We start from the raw sequence: 19,129 nt of genomic DNA, 5'->3' as shown, positions 1-19,129 counted from the left end.
CCGGAGAACACCGACGGGGTGCCCGAGACTGCTCGGGCACCCCGCCGTCATGGGTCAGGTCACTGAACGACGACCTGGGTGCTGCCCGTGACGCCGCCGGAGGTCACCGAGACGGTGGCGGTGCCGGAGCGGTGGGCGGTCAGGGCGCCGGTGAGCGGGTCCACCGTGGCGACCTTGGTGTTGCTCGAGGTCCAGACGTGGGACGCGGGGTCCGCGATCGGGATGGTGAGCGGTGCGATGTTGTCGCCTGCGATCTGGTCGCCGGTCGCGGTCAGGGTGACGTGGTCGCCGTGGGCGATCGGGTCCTTGGGGCCCCTGACGGTGATCGACGCGAGCGCGGGCTCGACGCTGTACTGCAGGTCACCGTCGTCACCGATGCGGATCAGACCGAAGTGGTAGATGCCACCTTGGTCGGCCGGGGCGTAGGCCGGCATACCGAGGTCCGCGAAGGTGAACTGCGGGATGCCGCCCTCCCCGGTGGTCACGCTCTGGCCCTCGGGGTTGAGGATCTGCTCGGCGAAGCCGCGGGCGTGACCGTACATCATGATCACGTGCTGCTTCGGGTGCGTCTGCTGGAAGCGCTGCACCAGCCGCAAATACATCCGCGCCTCCCAGCGGTCCGTGAACTGGCTGTTCGCGGCCGGGTGCGGGTCGTACGCGGGCATGTGGGTGATGACCAGCACGTCCTTGGCGGTGGCGTCCGTCAACTGCTGGACCAGCCACGGGTACTGCACGCCTTCGGGGTTCTGGAACGGGTCCGAGGACTGCAGGCTGCCGTGCGAGTTGTCGGTGACGATCATCTGCGCCTGGCCCTGCGTGTAGGCGTAGTGGGTGTCACCGAAGGTGTTGCTGTAGTTGCCGTTCTCCGAGTCGGCGCCCTGAGTGATCTCGTGGTTGCCGACGATGTCGCGCTCGGGGATGCCGAGGGCGTCCATCTTGGACTTGGCGTACTGCAGGTCGGCCGGCTTGCCGTCGTCGGACATGTCGCCGAGGAACTGGGCGGCGTCCGGCTTCGCCTGCGGGGTGAGGGTGGGCAGCCGCTTGGCGATGGAGTCCATCACGTTGCTGCTGACCGAGCCCGGGTCGCCGGCGAGCATGTGCGCGTCGTCACCGGCCAGCAGGGTGGTGCCCTGCTTGGCGAAGTCGGCGGAGTCCTCCTCGAAGGACAGCCACTTCGGGTTCTGCGGGATCGCGTGGTACTCGGGCGCCGTGACCGGTCGCGGCGAGTACAGGGCCTGCAGACCCGCGACGTTGAGCGAGCCGCTGTAGGCGGTGCTCGGGCTGATCGCCAGGAAGTCGATGAAGCTGATGGTCAGCGGGAACTGCATACCCGCCGGCAGCTGCGCGACCGCCAGGTGCCAGTCCTTCCAGGTGACGTACGTCGGGTAGAGCGTCGTGGACGTGCCGTTGACGCCGATGTACTTCTCGGCGAGCTCGATGCCGTTGCCGTCACCCTTGATCCACACGCCGATGGCGGTGGGGACCTGACCGTTGTCGGTGTCGGTCTTCAGGGTGGTACGCGGCGAGAGCACCAGCTGCTTGACGCCGGAGCCGGCGGGCATCGAGTAGTCGAGCCGCAGCGATCCGGAGTCGGTGGAGCTCGGCGGGACGACGCCGGCGTCGGCGTTCAGGGTGGCGGGCTTGCCGGTGGTGTTGTTGCTCAGCCGCCAGACGTCAAGGCTCGTCATCGGGTCGATGACCTTGCTGACGCTGCCCACGGCGATCGACGTCGTCGCGGTGGCGCCGGCGACCTGCGCGCTCACCTCGGCGAGACCGCCCTTGTCGGCGTCCGCGGTGAACAGGCCATGCGCGTCGACCGAGCCCAGGTTGTCCGGGGTGACCTTCCAGGTGGCCGCCTCAGCGGGGATCTGCACATCGCCGCCGCCCTTGACGCTGCCGGAGAGGGCGAGCTGCTGCGTGGCGCCGTTGTTGAGGTCGGCCTTGTCGGGCGAGACCGTGAGGGAGTCCAGCTTGCTGACGACCTCGAGCTTCTCGGAGGTGGTCACCTCGCCGTTGGTGGCGATGATCCGGCCCGTGCCGCTGCGCTGCGGGGTGAGCTTGCCGTCCTCGTACGTGGCGAGGTTCGAGGGCTCGATCCGGATGTCGACCTGGCCGGCGGAGGGGTTGGCGGACCGGTCGACGGAGTACACCGGGAGCGGGATGGAACCGCCGGCGACGGTGGTGACCGTCTTGCCGCCGTTCACCACGACCTTGACGGCCGGTCCGGCCTCCTCGGCGGTGGAGTAGAAGAAGATGCCGTTGGCGACCGGGCGCTCGGTGTTGCCGGGCAGGTCGGACGGCGTGTTGACGACCTCGGCCCGGTCGGCGCCGGGGGCGCGGCTGACCATGCCGGTGGAGCCGCCGCCGTCGAACAGCATCGCGGTGTAGGCGCCGTGGGCGACCATGTAGCCCGCGGCCTGCTCCGGCGTCACACCGAAGGCGGTGGAGGCGCCGCCGTGGCCGTCGATGGCGACGACGATGGCGTGCTTGCCGTCCTGGGTGATGCCGACGGCGGTCTCCGGGTTGGCGCCGCTCGGCGGGGTGCCGGTCGGGTCCTTGTAGACCTTGCCGTCCTTCACCAATGTGCCGACACCGCTGATCAGCTGGGTGACATCGTTGTCGGGCGAAAGCTGGGTGGCGATCGCCACCTTGTCGCCCGGGTGCTGGTTGTCGGAGAGCCACTGCCCGCCGGCGCCGGCGCCGAGCAGACCGAGCTGGTCGGCGGAGAGCCGGGGCACGGTGGTGACGCCGGTCCGCACACTGTCGACCACGAAGCCGCCGTCGGTGACGTGGCCGAGCACCAGGGTGGAGGACTTGGACAGGCTCGGGGTCTCGCCGAGGTCGGGAGTGACCTCGGTGATGCCGCCGGTCGCCACGTCGTTCACGGTGTTCACCGCGGTGAGCTCGTGGGTCGCGGAGCCGGTGGAGATCGTGCCGGAGAAGGTCTCCGGGCCCATCACCATGGTGCCGTCGGGCTTGACGCCCAGCTGGGATTCGAAGCCCGGCTTGGGGCTCTTCAGCAGGTGCCCGTTGGCCATGATGCCGCCGAGGGGGCGGCCGCTGGCGTGGATCTCGAAGTAGTCGCCGTTGACGCCCGCCACCGCGTGGGTGCGGTGGGCCATCGACGACGGGGTCTCGTCCGCCGGGTTGGTGATGGTGTCACCGGCCTCGACCATGCCGACCCGGAGGTTCCGGTCGCCGAGATCGGCCTGCAACACCTGGATGTGCTGGCGGCCGCCGACGGTGTCGTACGTCTCGCTGTAGTGCTTCAGGCCGCGGGTGACGGTCTCGGGCCGCGTCCGGGTGTAGTCCACGACCAGCGGCCAGTTCTCCGGCGTGTCCGGAAGCCAGCTCTGGTGCGCCGCAGGGCTGTCGGCGGCCGTGTCATCGGCCGAGCCGAAAGCGGTGCCGGCTCCCGCCACAGCTCCGCCGAGCACCAGCGCCGCCGCGGTCGCCACTGCGGTTCGGCGAATCCCCGTTCCCGCAGGTCTCTTTGCGTGAATTCTCATTGCGTGTGTTTTTTCCTTACGGACATACGTGCAGGTGGGTCACCGGCACGCCACTCCACCGCACACCAGCCCGGGGGATCACGGGTATCCGTTCGGGGTGACGCAGATGAGCATCAGATGTGATCCCACGGAGCATTCGGTCAAGTCGCGTTAACCTCGGCCTTTCGCATACCGCGCATGCCGGGGGGTCGTCATGACCTGGATGTTTCGGGCAAAGCACGGGCGTCCCTCGCTCTCGTCCGGCAGTGAGGAGGGTTGTGTGCCGCCGGTGGCCGACTGCCGCGGCACTGTGCTCCGGTCCGCACCTCACCCGGGGGTGAGGTGCGGACCGGTGGCTCAGCCGGTGATGCTGGCAGCGCCCGTTTCGATGTGGCCCACGAACCGCCGCGAGAAGGAGCTGTCGGCGCTGACCGTGACGGTGAAGTCGTACCAACCGCCCGTGTAGGCGACGGCGTTGAAGAAGTCGTCCGTGAACTGTCCGGCGGTCACCTGGTAGGTCCAGGGACCGTCACTGCGGTAGTTGTTCGACTTGATGGTGAAGGTCACGTCGGCAGCCGACTGGTCGGTCATGCGGAACCAGACCGCCTGCTTGCCGGTGGTCGGGGCGGTGGCGTAGTAGCAGCCGACCTCGATGTCCTTGGCCGCGCCGAGCGCGTTGCCGGTGAAGCGGCGCAGGAAGCGGTTGGGGCCGACGACGCTCAGGTCGTAGAGCCCGTTGCCGTACCCGCTGTCGACGTTGAAGTAATCCTCCACGACGCCGTCCGTGCGCGTGGCGGCGTTGTAGGGATCCACCGTGTACTGCCAGGGGCCGCCGCTGCGGTACGCGTTCGCGTAGGCCGAGAAGTGGACCGCCTCGGTGGCCTGGACGCCCTGGTTCGCCATGTCGATCCAGGCCAGGATCTGGCCGTTCGCGTTGTAGTCGAACCGGCTGATATAGGCGTTCGGCTGGTACGGCAGGGCACGGGCCGGCTTGGTGCCCGGCTCCTGCGCGGGCGGGGCGTTGGTGTTGGCGGAGAGGTTGGGACTTGTTCGGTTTCGGATGTGCAGGAGTGTGCGTAAGTACGCACGAGCATGTACCTGTTTGTGGTGTTGCAGCGTGCGCACGTCGCATGGCGGGCCAACGCCAAAGCTAAATGTCAGTGCCCGCCGGTAGCGTTCTTCCTGTTGCCGATCAAGCGTTGGGGAGGGGGCACATCGATGCCTGACGAGGCGCTGCGCACGATCGCTGCCCCCTTCGTGGCCGTCGGCCCGTCAGGCGTGGCGATCCGCACCCGTATCAAGGGCCTCACGCCAGACGATGACGAGGTGTTACGTCTGGTCGGCGCGCATCTGGGGTCGCTGGCCTCGAAGGATCTCAAACGCCGGTGTGCTGAGGGTCTGGAGCACTCCGCGGATACGTGGGCGCAGCGCAAGCGGGCCCTGACCGACGAGTCGTCCTCGCGGTGGGCTGGTTCGATCACGAAGGCCACCCACGATCAGTGGGCGCTTGCGCGGCGGGCCCAACTCGCGCACATCCACAGCCTTGAGGCCGGCATCAAGACGATCGCCCACCGGTTGTCGCTGCCGGTGGGTGAGAAGGGCACGAAGCGGGCGCCGGGCGGATACCGCACCCGGCAGGAGTGGTTCCAAAAGTCCCGGCGACTGCGTCTGCTGGAGGACCGGCTGGAGCGGGAGCGGGCCGATCACGACAGGGCGCGCGTGCGGGTCGTGCGAGGCGGCAAACGCCTACTCCACACCCGACACCACCTCGAGGCGGCGCAGCTCACCGAGCACGCGTGGCGGCGGCGTTGGGAAGCATCGCGCTGGTTCCTGCGGGCGGACGGCGAGTCGGGCAAGCGGTTGGGGAACGAGACGATCCGCGTCATCCCGGACGGCACGGTGAGCATCAAGCTCCCCGTCCCCCTCGCACACCTGGCCAACGCCCCGCACGGCCGGTACGTCCTCGCCGCAACCACGGTCTTCCACCACCGCAGCGACGAGTGGGCCGACCGCATCACCACGAACCGGTCCGTGGCCTACCGCATCCACTACGACACAGACCGCTCCCGCTGGTACCTCAGCGCCTCCTGGACCATCCCACCGGTCACAACCGTCCCCCTGTCCCACGCCCGCGAGGGCGGCCTGATCAGTGTCGACACCAACGCCGACCACCTCGCCGCCTGGCGGCTCGACGCCCACGGCAACCCGTGCGGCCAACCCCGCCGGTTCTTCTACGACCTGTCCGGCACCGCGGACCACCGTGATGCCCAGGTACGGCATGCACTGATCCGGCTCCTGCACTGGGCGAAACGCCACAGCCTGTCGATCGCGGTCGAAGACCTCGACTTCGCCGCGGACAAGACCCGGGAGAAGCACGGCCGCAGGAAACGGTTCCGGCAGGTGATCTCCGGCATGCCTGTGTCCAAGCTACGGGCCCGGCTCGTCAGCATGGCAGCCGAACTCGGCGTCACCATTGTGGCCGTGGACCCGGCCTACACCAGCAGGTGGGGCGCCCAGCACTGGCAAAAACCCCTCACTAACAAGAGCAGGAAAACCAGCCGCCACGATGCCGCGAGCATCGCGATCGGCAGGCGCGCCCTCGGGCACCGCATCCGGCGACGGACGGCACCGCCCCCACACGACCAGAGCGATCGTATGGGGCATCGGACCGCCCAGGCCGGACACGGCACCCCAGGGCGTGAGGAAACCCGCCCCCGCATCCTTGGACCACGGACACGATCCACTGGGACCAGACGCGGCGCGAACGCGGGAGACCAGGACGCCCAACACCGTTCGGAGCGTCCGACTGAGCCCGTGCAACCCATGCTCAGTCCGTAGGAACGGTACTGGCGACCCGATCCTGAAGGCTGGTTGAAGACCGAGTAACCGCCCGGCAGCATGACGGTGCTGCGGTCGGCGAAGCCGCGCACACCCCTGAGCGCACCGAAGTAGTGGTCGAAGCTGCGGTTCTCCTGCATCAGGATCACCACATGCTTCACATCGGTGATCGACCCGGACGCGGCCGACGCAGCTTCGTGCTCCCCTGCGGGAAACGCATCCAGACCCAGAGCAGTACCGACAACGGCTGCTCCTCTGAGGAAAGTACGGCGGTCGAGCGGTGACACATGGACCTCCGAAGTGCGATGAGAGGAGATGAGGGCGGCGTTACTGTCGGGGTGCCGCATGGCCGAGGATCGAGGCCCGGCCGAGGTGAGCATGAACCTTTCAAATCCGTCGGACCAGACTCGTTATCGATTCGAGATGTGGGGTGTCCGGAAACGCATGACCCGGCCGCCCGAGAGGGGCTGCCGGGTGTGGCGGGTTGTCCGACGGGAGCCGCCGGGTGCGGTTCACCGCGCTGCCCGTGGGCGTTCGGCGGACCTGACTCCTGTCGCGCTACGGCGACTTCGATGACGCAACGCCCGCGTTGCGCGCCGACCTGCCACCCAGGGGGCGAACTCGACCGATTTCCATGGGTTCCTGGCCGGTGGCACAGCCGACGCCATCCATTTCGGCCAGAGCACAGGGGGGCCACCGGTCGGGGGGCGATCAGCCAGGATTCGTCACGAAGGGGCTTCGAACCGACACTTCGGAGGTCGGACGCGTTCTCGGCGGGCCGTGTCAGTGCCCCGCGCTACTGTGCGCGCAACTGACCGCTTGTCCCTCTCCGGGAGGAATCATGGCCTCGCGTCTCAACCCGTATCTCATGTTCGCCGGCGACGCCCGGCAGGCGCTGGAGTTCTACAAGGGAGTGTTCGGCGGCACCCTGGCGCTCAACACCTACGGCGAGTCCGGTCACCAGGACCCGCCCATGGCCGACAAGATCATGCACGGCATGCTCGAGACCCCCAGCGGCTACACCCTCATGGGAGCCGACACCCCGACGACGGAGCACAACCCCGGGAACACCTTCTCGGTGAGCCTCAGCGGCGACGACGAGGCCGAACTGCGCGGCTACTGGGAGAAGCTGTCCGAGGGCGGCTCGGTGTCCGTCCCGCTGGACAAGCAGATGTGGGGCGACGTGTTCGGCATGTGCACGGACCGCTTCGGTATCGCCTGGATGGTCAACGTCGCCCAGCCGCGGGGCTGAACCGGGCCCCGGAGTCGGCCGGGCGCACACCGGCGCCCGGCCCTCCGGCTGTGCAGGACGCGCCATTCGGTCCTGCGCGTCAGTCGCGCGCGAGCAGTTCGAGCGTATCGACGACGCGGTTCGAGAAACCCCACTCGTTGTCGTACCAGGCCACCACCTTGACGTGCTTGCCGTCGACACGGGTGAGGGCGGCGTCGAAGACGGAGGACGCCGGCCGGCCGGTGATGTCACTGGAGACCAGCGGCTCATCGGCGTACTCGAGGATGCCCTTGAGCTTCCCGTCGGCGGCGGCCCGGTAGGCCGCGAGCACATCGTCGCGGGTGACTTCACGTGCGACCGTGGTGTTCAACTCCACGATCGAACCGACCGGGACCGGCACGCGGATCGAGTCGCCCGACAGCCTGCCGTGGAGGTTCGGCAGAACCAGGCCGATGGCCTTGGCCGCCCCGGTGGTGGTGGGCACGATGTTCACGCCGGCGGCCCGGGCGCGGCGCAGATCGCGGTGGGGGCCGTCCTGCAGGTTCTGCTCCTGCGTGTAGGCGTGCACCGTGGTCATGAAGCCGTGCTCGATGCCGGCCAGATCGTCCAGCACGGATGCCAGCGGAGCCAGTGCGTTCGTGGTGCACGAGGCATTCGAGACGACCACGTGCTCGGCGGGGTCGTAGACATCGGTGTTCACCCCGTAGGCGAGCGTGACGTCGGCGCCGTCGGAAGGGGCGCTCACCAGCACGCGTTCGGCGCCGGCGCGGATGTGTGCGCGGGCGGCGTCCGCCGCGGTGAAGCGGCCGGTGGACTCGAGCACGATGGCGACGCCGAGTTCGGCCCACGGCAGGTTGGCGGGCTCGCGTTCGGCGAGCACCTTGATACGGCGGCCGTCGATCACGAGCTCGCTTCCGTCGACCTCGACGGAGTGGGCGAGGCGTCCGAGCGAGCTGTCGTACTTGAGCAGGTGCGCGAGGGTCTCAGGGGCGGTGAGGTCGTTGATGGCGACCACCTCGAGGTCGCTGCCTCGGTCGAGCAGGGCGCGGAGGGTGTTGCGTCCGATGCGGCCGAACCCGTTGACGGCGATGCGGGTCATGGGGACTCCTTTCGTTCCGCTCTCCATGATCGACATCCGGATCCCAGGCCGACAGTGGCCTGAACGACACCATGCGCAAGGATGCCGCCAGAACTTTGGCCATGGCCCGCAAGGATCTCGCCAGCCGTGCCTCTGCCCCTTTGACGGGACCGATACGTCAGTACCGGCCGATGCCGTGGTTCATACAGCACCGGCACGCTCGGGGAGCTCAGGCCGAAAAGGTGTGCCGGTACTCGGTCGGGGAAGTGCCGAGAATGCGCTGGAAGTGCAGACGCAGGTTCGCCCCGGTGCCGAGCCCGACGCGGTCGGCGATCTGCTCCACGCCCAGATCGGTACGTTCAAGAAGCTCCCGCGCCAGGTCCACCCGCGCCCGGAGCACCCACTGCATCGGCGTGTAGCCCGTGTCCTCAACGAACCGTCTCGAGAAAGTGCGCGTCGACACCCGCGCGTTGCGGGCGAGCATCTCGAGGGTCAGGGGTTCGGCGAGATGCGACAGAGCCCACTCACGTGTGCTCGCGAAGAGGTCGCCGAGCGGCTCGGGCACGCTCCGCGGCACGTACTGAGCCTGTCCCCCGCTGCGATAGGGCGCCGCCACCAGCCGTCTCGCCACATGGTTGGAGAGCCCGACACCGTGGTCGCGGCGCACCAGATGCAGACAGAGGTCGATACCGGACGCCGCTCCGGCCGACGTGAGCACATCGCCCTCGTCCACGAACAGCACGTTCTCGTCGACCTGTACGAGCGGATGCCTTTCGGCCAGCGCCTTCGTGTAGTGCCAATGGGTCGTCGCTCGTTTGCCGTTGAGCAAGCCGGTGGCCGCCAGCGCGAAGGCCCCCGTGGAAATGGCCGCGAGTCGTGCCCCGCGCTCATGGGCGGCCATGAGCGCCCCGACGACCGCTGCCGGCGGTTCTGTCGTCGCCGGCTCCCGGTAGCCGGGGATGAAGATGGTGTCGGCGTGCTCGAAGGCCTCGAGCCCCTCGGCCACGTGATACGAGAGACCGTCGCCGCCGGTCACCAGTCCGGGGGCGGCGCCGCACACGCGCACCTCGTAGGGCATGCTCGGCCGGTTGGAGAACACCTGCGCGGGGATACCGACGTCGAGCGGCTTCGCGCCCTCGAGCACGAGCACGGCAACGTGGTGGTTCTTCCGACTCATCGGCATTCTCCCCGCATTGGAACAGGCAGTCGCTCGCACCCGTGGCGTCAATGACGGCTGCCGCAAACATCCTGCCACCGGCCGGCGGAGGCCCGGAGTCACCGTCAGTTCTCGGACGTCGGCGGGCCGCTGCTCCCGGTGCCGCGCGGGTCGCCCTCTTGCTCTGCGCGCTTGTGCACAGCCGTCGCCGCCAGGGAAGACCGCTCCTCACCGAACTGGGCGGATCGCCGTCTCAGGAGGCGGGCTGCGTATCGGGTACGGCGTGATCGACCAGTACGCGGGCGGCCTCGAGCGCGTCATTGCGCGGGCCGCGGCTGTCCAGAGACGTCGACAGAGCGGTGGCACCCTCGAGGAGGACGGCCAGATGGCGGCCCAACTGCTCCGGGTCGGCTGCACCCGCGCGGGCGGCGAGGTCCGTGAGCTGCTGGACGACGCCCTGCTTGTTGTTCTGGACCAGTTCCCGCACATCGGGCATGTGCCCCGCGGCTTCGACGGCCGCGTTGTGGAGAGGGCAGCCGCGGGTCTCCGCTCCCCCCGAAGTCCCCGACGCCGTCTCGGCGACCATGGTGAACAGAGTGAGCAGCTGCTCTTTGGGGGTGAGTCCCTCGCCGGTCAGCTTCTGCTCGATCCGGCGCGCCAGCCCGGCCTCATAGCCGCGCAGGTACTCCTCCACCAGGGCCGTCTTGGTAGGGAAGTGCTGGTAGAAGGTCCGGGTGGACACCTCTGCGGTCTCCACCAGGCGCGCGACGCCTGTGGCGTGAATGCCCTCTTCGTAAAAGAGCTTCGCGGCCGCCTGCAGGATGCGCTCGCGCGCCCCGCGGCCGCCACGGCGCCGCGTCACAGGCGTGCTCTCTGTCTCCACGGCGCAAGTATAACACTCACTTTACTTTGAGCTCCGGCTCCACTAGCGTCGAAGGAAAGCGATCGCTTTACTTCGAGCGGGCTGTGCCCTCGGCGCGCGATGACACCCCTAGGGGCCGAGGCGCACCGAAGCGAATCGCCGAACCATGACAGATATGACCGAAGGGCTTCACGATGCGAGCGATCCAATACGACCAGTTCGGCGACTACGACGTGCTGCGCGCGGTCGACATCCCGAAGCCCGTTCCCGACAACGGCCAGGCTCTGGTGCGGCTGACGCTGGCCGGCACCCACCCCCTGGACAACACCGTGCGCTGGGGCAAGCTGCCCGCCGGTGCGGTCAAGCCGTTCCCGGTCACGCCCGGAACCATCGGCGTGGGAACGGTCGAGGTGCCCGGGGCCTCCGGGCCCGCTGCGGGCAGCCGTGTGATGATCAGCGGCGGCCGGTACGGCATCGCCCTCGACGGCACCTGGGCCGAGTACATCGTGGTCGATCCGGCCCACCTGCTGGCCATTCCCGACGACATCGACGACACCAGCGTGGCGGCGCTGTCCGCGGGCGCCGGCTACCTCACCGCCTATCTCGCACTCACCGAACTGGCCGGATTCCAGCCGGGCGGGTCCGTGCTCGCCCCCGGAAGCGGCGGCGCGGTGGGCCAGGGCGGCGTCGAGATCGCCCGGCACCTCGGCGCGTCCCTCGCGATCACCACCGCCACCACCACGGCCAAGGCCGAGCTGAGCCGGGCGGCGGGATACGAGGTCATCGACCTCACCCGCGAATCGCTGCGCGAGGGTGTCGCCCGGCTCACCGGCGGCAAGGGCGTGGACGTCGTACTCGACGGTGTGGCCGGGCCGATCACCGGTCAGGCACTGGGTTCTCTCGCCAGGGGCGGAACACTGGTCAGCATCGGCTACTCGGCCGGCATTCAGGCCGACATCAACGTCACCGACCTGATCTGGAAGGCGGCGAGCGTACGCGGATTCCAGTTCGCCATGTTCACCCAGGAACAGATCAACAGGACCAACTCACTGCTGCTGGACCTGGTCGCCCGCAAGGAGATCACCCCCCTTGTCGACCGCGTCTTCCCCCTCGAACAGGCCGCCGAGGCTCAGCGCCACCTCATAGAGGGCGGACCCTTCGGCCGGGTGCTGCTCAGCCTGTAGTACATCGCTTCGCCGTCTCCCCTGGGCCGGCAATCCGGGCACAGGATGGCGATGAGTCCGGCGGGCGGGCGGAGTCTCCCCTTCAGGAAGACCATGTGAAGGTCCGAGGCCGAGAGGGGTTCGTCATGCCGGCACAACCGCGGGCGCAGGAACCGCACACCGATCTGGACGCGCGCTACAGCTCCCCCGGCGCCACCGCCAAGTCCTGGGCCGAGGCCGCATCCCGCCTCAAGGAAGCCGAGATCTTCTGGCTGTCCTCGGTCCGTCCGGAGGGCCGCCCCCATGTCACACCGCTGATCGCCGTGTGGCTGGACGGGGCGCTCCACTTCGCCACCGGTGAGCGGGAGCGCAAGGGGATGAACCTCGCCGCCAATCCCCAGGTCGTCCTCACCACCGGCACCAACGCCTACGGCGAGGGCTGCGACGTGGTGGTCGAGGGCGAGGCGGTTCCGGTCACCGACGAGAAACGGCTGGTCGAACTCGCGGTGGCGTGGGAGGCGAAGTACGGTCCGGACTGGCACTTCGAGGTACGGGACGGGGCGTTCAGCACCGCGAAGACGACGGCCGCCCCGCCGCCGACCGAGGAGAGCACGGACGCGGGTCGGGCCCTGGTCTTCGCGGTGGCGCCTCGTACCGTCTTCGGATTCGGCAGGGACGCCGGGTTCACCCAGACCCGCTGGCGCTTCACCTGATTCCGCCGAGGCACGCGCTCAGTGCGCTTGGGTGCCCCGTGTCCGACGTTCGGCTGGGGCCGGCTCCCCGTGCGTCGCGTCGGGGGTCCTCAGCCGCGCCAGTGCTGCCGTCACCAGTGCGGCCGTTCCGGTCTCCAACGTCAGGCGAACGCTGGGCAGGAAGCGGGGCGAGTGGTTGGCGGGCAGAGCACCCAGCTTTTCGGCGGCGCCTGAGCCTGTAGCGGCCGCCCACTGGACCGGGTCGGTCGCGCCGAGCATCCAGTAGGCGCCGCGGATACCGGGCCTGCCGTGGAGGTGAGCGCCGGAACCCGTGAGGAGCGGGAAGTCCTCGGTGGCGGGCGAGCCCGGCCAGCCGGTGACGCGGGCGGCATCGAACTGCGCCCGGTGGGCAGTACGGACGGCGGCGGTGACGTGCGGATCGGGAAGGGTGACGCCGGAGCGCGAGAGCAGGGTGACCATGACCCGGGGCGGGAGGGCAGCGGCGGCTGCCTCGGCACGCACCACTCGCTCCACGGCGGCGGCAGCGCGGTCGAGGGCGGCTTCGGAGAAGGCGCGGGCCGTGACGTGCAGTTCGGCGTGGGTGGCGATCACGTTCCCGGTGTGTCCGCCGTCCCGGTGCGCAGCGAGGAGGGGTTGGGAACTGTTCGTTTTCAGATGTGCGGGAGCGTGCGTGAGTGTGCATGAGCATGTACTGGTTCGTGGTGTTGCAGCGCGCACACGTCGCGTGACGGGCGCTGTCAGTGTCGGCCGGTACCGTTCTTCCTGTTGCTGATCGAGGGTTGGAGAGCGGGGTACATTGATGCGTGATGAGTCGCTGCGCACGATCGCTGCTCCCTTCGTGGCCCTCGGCCCGTCCGGCGTGGCAATCCGCACCCGTCTGGGTCACCTGAGCGCCGAAGACGAGGAGGTGTTGCGCCTGGTGGGCGCGCATCTGGGCTCGCTGGTCTCGAAGGACCTCAAACGCCGGTGCGCTGATGGCCTGGAGCACTCCGCGGACACCGGGCGCAAGCGCCGGGTGGACGGCAACGAGGCGCAGTACGAGGAGCTCTCGCGCAAGTACACCGGGCTGCTGGAGGAGTCCACCTCGGGCGAGCTGCCCAATGGTCGGGCGCGCTACCCGTAGGCGCCCTGAGTCCGGGAGCCTGACACGGCGAACGGATGGCGCGCGCGCCGACTGGCGTCCCGGCGGCCGTACTTGTGACCGCGGATGGGTGTGCGTGTGCGCCTCGCCGAGGAGCGCTTGAGTGCAGTCGACTGGCGAAGCCCCGTCACCGAGGTACGGCGGCTCCTTCCCGAACCTCGGTCGAGGCGCGCCTGGTTCAGGGTTCCGAGGGCGACGTGGCGGGCGCCGCCGCCACCGCACGGTGGACTCCGCCCTCGGCGGGTGCGTCCCGTGGGGGGTCACCGGTCGCGTGCGACGGTCGCGGGGCGGTCAGGGGGCGACGGCGGTGAGCGCCAGCGCGGCTGAGACGACATCGTCCGGCGTGCTCCAGCGGCCCAGTGACAGCCGTAGCGCGCCCATGGCCCGTGAGGGGTCGATGCCCATCGCGGACAGGACGGGCGAGGGCGCGCTGCTGCCGCTGTGGCACGCAGATCCGGTGGAGGCCGCGATATGGGGTGCTGCGGCGAGGAGTTCGGGTCCGACGGCGCCGTCGATGCTCACATTCAGGGTGTTCGGCAGCCGTTCCTTCTCCGGCCCGTTGAGGCGGACCCGATCGGGCAGGCAGCCCTCGAGTCTCCGGTGCAAGTCGTCGCGCAGGGACTGAACACGTTCCGGGCCGTCGTCGGCGAGTTCGTCTTCGCACAGTCGAGCGGCCGCGCCCAGGGCGACCGCGAGCGCGACGTTCTCGGTGCCGGCGCGCAGCCCGCGTTCCTGGCCGCCGCCGTAGACGACGGGCTCCAACCGGACGCCGTCGCGTACGTAGAGGGCGGCGATTCCCTTGGGCGCGTACATCTTGTGGCCGACGACGGTGAGGAGGTCCACGCCGAGGGCTTCGACGTCAAGGGGGATCTTCCCGGCGGCCTGAGCGGCGTCGCAGTGGAAGAGCGCGCCGTACTCGCGGGCGCGGGCGGCGAGTTCGGCGATGGGCTGAAGAGCGCCTGTCTCGTTGTTGGCGGCCATCACCGACACGAGCACGGTGTCCTCGTCCATGGCCTCGCTCAGCGCGTCCGGTTCGACCAGACCGGTGCCGTCCACGGGCAGCACCGTCACCCGGATCCGATGCAGGCGCTGCAGAACGCGGCACGTGGCGAGCACGGCCGGGTGCTCGGTCGCCTGAGTGATCACATGCGGGTGGCGACGGCTCGAGGCGAGGACGGCACCCCGCAGGGCGAGCAGATCGGCCTCGGAACCGGAACCGGTGAAAACGATCTCCTCAGGGCCGGCACCGATCAGACCGGCGACCTGAGCGCGGGCGACAGCGAGAGCGGCACGCGGCTCGACACCGAAGGGGTGACTACTGGACGGGTTCCCGAAAAAGGCGGACAGGTAGGGCGACATCGCCTCCACGACCCGCGGGTCCACCGGGGTGGTGGCGTTGTAGTCGAGGTAGACCAGCCCGTCGGCCAGACCCGGATGCTTCGGCAGAGTATGCGTCATTCCATCGCTCCGGCAGTCTCAAGTGGAGGGCACGGCACCCCCTGTCGAGCATGCCGCCGTTCGGGCGGATGACGCGGCGACGCGCCGGGGCACTGCCGGACCACCGGGATCCGGCCCCAGAACCGCCATGCCTGAGATCCCACGACCTCCAGCGCACCGCGCCCCATACGCACCGGTCCTTCCAGCCCTCCCCCGCCGCCTCGGCAGCCGCCATCGGTCGGCCCGACTCCCCTACTCCCCCTCCATCGGCCCCAGTTCGCTGGCTCAGTGGATGAGTCACTGACCCAGGCCTTTACTGACTGGTAGTCATGCCCCACTCTGTGGGGTGTGCCGGACCGCCCCACGGCCCGGCACCGGCTCACGGTCATGCCCGCACGCGTGAGCGATGTCCGTGTGTCCGTACGCCGCTCGAAGACCGCCACCCACCCCCAAGCGACCGCGCCCCGCCGCCGGGCCGATCGCTCGTCGAGGAAGGCAATCACCTTGTCCGGTTCGCATCGATTCCGTAGATCTGTCATGCCCCTGGCAATCGCGCTCGGGGTGTGTGCCGCAGCCCTCGTACCGGGGACCGCTTCGGCCGCGCCGCGCACGGGAGCCGCAGACACCAGTGCCACGGCCCGAAGCCTGACCACGACCTCGTCCGTCGCGCCGTTCACCGAGCCCTCGTTCGCCGCCGGCTGTGAGTGGCACCGCTTCGGCGAGGGCGAGATCCCGCCGTGGTGGCTGATGTTCCGCGATCCGCTCTGCGTGGAGTACAGCAAGCGTGACATCACCTTCGACAACGGCGGCGCCCTGCGCTTCCTGGTCGCCGAACCCTCACGCTTCGCCCTCGCGATGGTGACCTGCCGCTACTACCAGAAGGACCACTGGAGCGTGCAGACCACCACCGGCGCGACCCCCTGGGTGACCTGGGACGGCCAGTACTGGTGGGACAAGACCGGGCAGCGGGCCGGCGCTCGCCTGACCAACTTCCGCGTCCACGGCACCAGCGTCGGCATCGGCGACGCCGTCGCAGCGCTGCGCCCCACCTTCCCGGAGCTGGCGGCCGTGCTGGAGGACTACGGCCGGGACGCGGGCGAGAGCGGACTGACCGTCACCCTGCCCTACGATCTGCGCTGTTCTCTGGCCGGGTGAGCACCGTGCATCCGCCGAACCGGAGGACTCTCCTCAAGGCCCTCGCGGCGACCGCCACCGCCCTCTCCGCCGGTCGGTTCCCGGCCGCCGCAGCCGAGACAGCGACCGCCGACGCCGGGGCCTCGGGGTGGACGGTGCAGACGATGGAGGCGTTCGCCGACACTCTGATCCCCGGCGAACGCCGGTTCGCCGGCGACCTGGCCGTAGCGGGCGCCGTCACCGGCCCCGGCGCCGTGCAGGCCGGTGTGATCCAGACACTCACCTCCCCCGAACTGCCCCTCGCCCCCCTGCTGCCCGAGATCGCCACCTTGCTGAACGCCCGGGCGGTCGCCTACGCCACCACCCACCTGATCCTGCTGCCGCTCACCGTCCCTGCCTTCGTCGGCCTGTCCTTCCGCCACCGCACCACGCTCGTCCGCGGCCTGTTCGGCTCCGAGGACCCGGACCGCGTCGTCTGGCAGATGCTCAGCCTGCTGACGGGCCTCGCCTTCGACACCGCCGCCCATCTCGACACCCGCGAGGCGGTGGACACACACCACCCCGGGCTGACCTGGCTGGGCTTCCCCCAGTCCGGCGCCGACGGCCTCTGGCGCTTCGCCGACTACTCCTACGGCAGGGCCCTGGCCGCCCTGCACCCCGCCACCACCGCCTCGGGGAGCCCGGCATGAGCGCCCAGACCACCGACGTCCTCGTCATCGGCAGCGGATTCGGCGGCGCGATCCCCGCGTACTATCTCGCCGCCGCGGGCGCCCGTGTCACCGTCCTCGAACGCGGCCCGCGTCTGGCCGCATCCGACTTCGCCCACTCGCTGCGGCTGGGCACGTACAACCGGATCGTCGACGTCGTCCGCGGCGAGGGCATCGCCGTGGTCGCCGGCAACTGCGTCGGCGGCGGCAGCGTGGTCTACTTCGCCGCGTCCCTGCGCGCCCCTGCCTACATCTTCGAACGGCGTGGCAGCCTGGGCCGGCGGATCTGGCCCGCCTCGCTCACCCGAGCCGCGCTCGACCCCTGGTACGACCGCGTGGAGCAGGCGCTCCCGGTCACCCGCACCGGCTGGCCGGACGTCTCCTACGCCGGTGGTGTGCTGGCGGCCGCCTGCCAACGGGCCGGCCACACCTGCAACCCCGTGCCCGTGGCCGTGGACACGCAACAGTGCACGAACTGCAACTGGATGCTCTCCGGCTGCCGTTTCGACGCCAAACGCTCCATGCTGCTCAACTACCTGCCCGCCGCCGAGGCGCACGGCACGACCATCAAGCCCCTGCACGAGGTCCAGACCATCGCCCCCTCGCCCCTGTCCGGCTATCGATACGCCGTCACGTACACGGTCCTCGACCCCGACGACTACACATGCACTCTCGAGGTGGGCACCATCCACACCAAGGTGGCCGTCCTGGCCGCCGGGGCGGTCGGCACCCCCGTCATCCTGCAGCGCTCCGCACTGCTGCTGGGCGGAGTCCCGGGCGCGGTGGGACGGTACTTCTCCGGGAACGGCGATCGCGTCAGCGTCGCCGACGTGGACGAGAACAAGGTGCGTTCGCTGCTGGGCCTGTCCCGCCCGGACGGCGTTCCGTACGAGGGACTGCCGATCGGCCGCCCCATCACAGCGGCGACGTACGACTACCTGGACGCAGCGGCACCCGAGTACAGCCGCTTCATGCTCCAGCAGATCTACTTCCCGCCGGTCACCAACATCCTCGCCCAGGCCGCCGACCCGCCGAACTGGTTCGGCATCCCCGCCCGTGACCTGCGCTCCCGCTGGAAATCCTGGCTCACCCTCCTCGCGATGACCGAGGACGACAACGAAGGCACCTTCAGCTCCGTGCCACCCCTCACCGGCAGCTTCACCCGGCTGGCACCCGGACTGGGGCTGGGCACGATGACCTACCGTCCCACCACCCGCACCCGCGACGCCTGGCAGCAGGCCGACACAGCCCTGCGCGGCATCCTCGAGAAGGACGGACTGGCCACGGTCCGCCCCTGGAGCGAAGACGTGGCAGGAAGCGTGACCGCCCACCCCATCAGCTCCGCCCGCATGGGCGACAACCCCGCCACCAGCGCCCTCGACGACACCAACGAACTGCGCGGCCACCCGGGCCTGTTCGTCACCGACGGCTCCGCCGTCCCCACCTCCCTGACCGTCAACCCCTCCCTCACCATCGCCGCCCTCGCCGAACGCGCCTCCCCCGTCATCGCCCGACGCGCGGCGGAGGCGGGCGTACCGGTCGGGTACGGCGCACCACCACCCGCGCCATGACCGGGGGACCCCCACAGTGGTCGTGACGTCGGTCCGGTCGGCCGGGCCGACGTCACAGAGTGGGCCCACCGCCACGGTCCGCACCCTGGTCCGTGGGGTGCATCTCGGCCGCGGCAGCCGACGGCGGGCCGGGCCGCCCGCTGAAGCCGGTGCGGTGCAGTACGCCGGCGAGGTGATCGGCCCACGGCGTCGCCTTGCTCGCCGGCCATCTCGATGGGGTGGCCGTTCTGCTCGCCGACGGTAACTTTGGACATGAGAAGACACCCGTCCTCTGGCAGAAGTTCTGGTGCCTATTACCGCCGCTCGTACGGGGATGCCTCGGCCTCGAGAATTCGCCCGGGATGCCGGCAGGGAAATGGTCGATCAAGAGAGCGAGAAAAACGCTTCAAGAAACCCAACGAAGCCATCGATGAATAAAGGCTGTTGCGTACGCACTGCTTCTCTGTTTATCACCCACTGTGTCCCACGTCGCACCCCTGTGCACGCCGGAACCGCGGCACTCGGTGCAGCGCGAAAACGTCCGACCCGACGACGGCAGCATGCCGACCACCTGCCGCGACGCCGGCCAGGCGGAACGCGGAGGCTCGACCGGTCCGCGGGACCCGTGCCC

At 69.6% G+C, this 19,129-nt stretch carries 14 protein-coding genes and 2 pseudogenes; 8 read left to right on the top strand and 8 right to left on the bottom strand.

Features of this window, described 5'->3' with window-relative positions; genetic code table 11:
• Positions 1-59 precede the first annotated feature (59 nt).
• Positions 60-3,458: a phosphodiester glycosidase family protein gene (locus tag ABZ904_RS22095; protein WP_361825172.1), complete on the bottom strand. Its 3,399-nt coding sequence runs from the start codon at positions 3,456-3,458 to the stop codon at positions 60-62.
• 387 nt (positions 3,459-3,845) lie between these two features.
• On the bottom strand, positions 3,846-4,613 hold the full coding sequence (locus ABZ904_RS22090; protein WP_361825170.1) for a phospholipase domain-containing protein: 768 nt from the start codon (positions 4,611-4,613) through the stop codon (positions 3,846-3,848).
• 93 nt (positions 4,614-4,706) lie between these two features.
• Here ABZ904_RS22090 and ABZ904_RS22085 point away from each other — a divergent pair, with 93 nt between their 5' ends.
• Positions 4,707-6,326 (top strand): IS200/IS605 family accessory protein TnpB-related protein, encoded by a 1,620-nt coding sequence (locus ABZ904_RS22085; RefSeq protein WP_361825168.1) that lies wholly within the window; start codon positions 4,707-4,709, stop codon positions 6,324-6,326.
• 5 nt (positions 6,327-6,331) lie between these two features.
• Here ABZ904_RS22085 and ABZ904_RS22080 read toward each other — a convergent pair.
• A pseudogene (locus ABZ904_RS22080) lies at positions 6,332-6,673 on the bottom strand (alkaline phosphatase family protein); the annotation flags it as partial.
• A gap of 494 nt (positions 6,674-7,167) precedes the next feature.
• On the opposite strand from ABZ904_RS22080, the gene ABZ904_RS22075 reads away from it, so the two are divergent.
• Positions 7,168-7,578, top strand: a complete 411-nt coding sequence (locus tag ABZ904_RS22075; protein WP_359398507.1) for a VOC family protein — start codon at positions 7,168-7,170, stop codon at positions 7,576-7,578.
• 79 nt (positions 7,579-7,657) lie between these two features.
• Here the strand turns inward: ABZ904_RS22075 and gap are convergent, their stop codons facing one another.
• From gap to ABZ904_RS22060, 3 genes are all read right to left on the bottom strand, one after another.
• The gene (gene gap / locus ABZ904_RS22070; RefSeq protein ID WP_361825166.1) at positions 7,658-8,656 is read right to left on the bottom strand and encodes a type I glyceraldehyde-3-phosphate dehydrogenase; all 999 of its coding nucleotides are present in this window, start codon (positions 8,654-8,656) and stop codon (positions 7,658-7,660) included.
• A 208-nt stretch (positions 8,657-8,864) separates the two neighbouring features.
• Positions 8,865-9,812: a DJ-1/PfpI family protein gene (locus tag ABZ904_RS22065; protein ID WP_359398503.1), complete on the bottom strand. Its 948-nt coding sequence runs from the start codon at positions 9,810-9,812 to the stop codon at positions 8,865-8,867.
• A gap of 232 nt (positions 9,813-10,044) precedes the next feature.
• Positions 10,045-10,674 carry a TetR/AcrR family transcriptional regulator gene (locus ABZ904_RS22060; RefSeq protein ID WP_359398501.1) on the bottom strand — a complete coding sequence of 210 codons (630 nt, stop codon included), beginning with the start codon at positions 10,672-10,674 and terminating at the stop codon, positions 10,045-10,047.
• 173 nt (positions 10,675-10,847) lie between these two features.
• Between ABZ904_RS22060 and ABZ904_RS22055 the strand changes: the two genes are divergently transcribed.
• Together ABZ904_RS22055 and ABZ904_RS22050 are read left to right on the top strand one after the other, a co-directional pair.
• The gene (locus ABZ904_RS22055; protein ID WP_361825163.1) at positions 10,848-11,837 is read left to right on the top strand and encodes a zinc-binding alcohol dehydrogenase family protein; all 990 of its coding nucleotides are present in this window, start codon (positions 10,848-10,850) and stop codon (positions 11,835-11,837) included.
• A 125-nt stretch (positions 11,838-11,962) separates the two neighbouring features.
• Positions 11,963-12,529: a pyridoxamine 5'-phosphate oxidase family protein gene (locus tag ABZ904_RS22050; RefSeq protein ID WP_361825161.1), complete on the top strand. Its 567-nt coding sequence runs from the start codon at positions 11,963-11,965 to the stop codon at positions 12,527-12,529.
• 18 nt (positions 12,530-12,547) lie between these two features.
• Here the strand turns inward: ABZ904_RS22050 and ABZ904_RS22045 are convergent, their stop codons facing one another.
• The gene (locus ABZ904_RS22045) at positions 12,548-13,120 is read right to left on the bottom strand and encodes a hypothetical protein (RefSeq protein ID WP_361825159.1); all 573 of its coding nucleotides are present in this window, start codon (positions 13,118-13,120) and stop codon (positions 12,548-12,550) included.
• A gap of 208 nt (positions 13,121-13,328) precedes the next feature.
• On the opposite strand from ABZ904_RS22045, the pseudogene ABZ904_RS22040 reads away from it, so the two are divergent.
• Positions 13,329-13,547 (top strand): annotated as a pseudogene (locus ABZ904_RS22040) (IS200/IS605 family accessory protein TnpB-related protein); the annotation flags it as partial.
• Positions 13,548-13,961: 414 nt separating this feature from the next.
• Here ABZ904_RS22040 and ABZ904_RS22035 read toward each other — a convergent pair.
• A complete protein-coding gene (locus ABZ904_RS22035; protein WP_359398493.1) occupies positions 13,962-15,128 on the bottom strand; it encodes a cysteine desulfurase family protein in 1,167 nt (388 codons plus the stop codon).
• A 516-nt stretch (positions 15,129-15,644) separates the two neighbouring features.
• On the opposite strand from ABZ904_RS22035, the gene ABZ904_RS22030 reads away from it, so the two are divergent.
• From ABZ904_RS22030 to ABZ904_RS22020, 3 genes are read left to right on the top strand one after another with little or no spacing between them, the layout of a single operon-like run.
• Positions 15,645-16,262 carry a hypothetical protein gene (locus ABZ904_RS22030; RefSeq protein ID WP_360995414.1) on the top strand — a complete coding sequence of 206 codons (618 nt, stop codon included), beginning with the start codon at positions 15,645-15,647 and terminating at the stop codon, positions 16,260-16,262.
• Positions 16,259-16,930 (top strand): DUF5987 family protein, encoded by a 672-nt coding sequence (locus tag ABZ904_RS22025; protein ID WP_360995411.1) that lies wholly within the window; start codon positions 16,259-16,261, stop codon positions 16,928-16,930. Before ABZ904_RS22030 ends, ABZ904_RS22025 begins: the two co-directional genes overlap by 4 nt.
• Positions 16,927-18,519, top strand: a complete 1,593-nt coding sequence (locus ABZ904_RS22020) for a GMC family oxidoreductase (RefSeq protein WP_359398487.1) — start codon at positions 16,927-16,929, stop codon at positions 18,517-18,519. Before ABZ904_RS22025 ends, ABZ904_RS22020 begins: the two co-directional genes overlap by 4 nt.
• Positions 18,520-19,129 lie beyond the last annotated feature (610 nt).

It is taken from the genome of Streptomyces sp. NPDC046900 (genome assembly GCF_040644975.1).
Taxonomy (GTDB): domain Bacteria; phylum Actinomycetota; class Actinomycetes; order Streptomycetales; family Streptomycetaceae; genus Streptomyces.
This window is presented reverse-complemented; position numbering and strand designations above follow the sequence as displayed.

Coding starts and splice junctions, on each gene's coding strand:
- ABZ904_RS22085 (WP_361825168.1), top strand. CDS start 4,707: ATGCCTGACGAGGCGCTGCGCACGATCGCTGCCCCCTTCGTGGCCGTC.
- ABZ904_RS22075 (WP_359398507.1), top strand. CDS start 7,168: ATGGCCTCGCGTCTCAACCCGTATCTCATGTTCGCCGGCGACGCCCGG.
- gap (WP_361825166.1), bottom strand. CDS start 8,656: ATGACCCGCATCGCCGTCAACGGGTTCGGCCGCATCGGACGCAACACC.
- ABZ904_RS22065 (WP_359398503.1), bottom strand. CDS start 9,812: ATGAGTCGGAAGAACCACCACGTTGCCGTGCTCGTGCTCGAGGGCGCG.
- ABZ904_RS22055 (WP_361825163.1), top strand. CDS start 10,848: ATGCGAGCGATCCAATACGACCAGTTCGGCGACTACGACGTGCTGCGC.
- ABZ904_RS22050 (WP_361825161.1), top strand. CDS start 11,963: ATGCCGGCACAACCGCGGGCGCAGGAACCGCACACCGATCTGGACGCG.
- ABZ904_RS22035 (WP_359398493.1), bottom strand. CDS start 15,128: ATGACGCATACTCTGCCGAAGCATCCGGGTCTGGCCGACGGGCTGGTC.
- ABZ904_RS22030 (WP_360995414.1), top strand. CDS start 15,645: ATGCCCCTGGCAATCGCGCTCGGGGTGTGTGCCGCAGCCCTCGTACCG.
- ABZ904_RS22020 (WP_359398487.1), top strand. CDS start 16,927: ATGAGCGCCCAGACCACCGACGTCCTCGTCATCGGCAGCGGATTCGGC.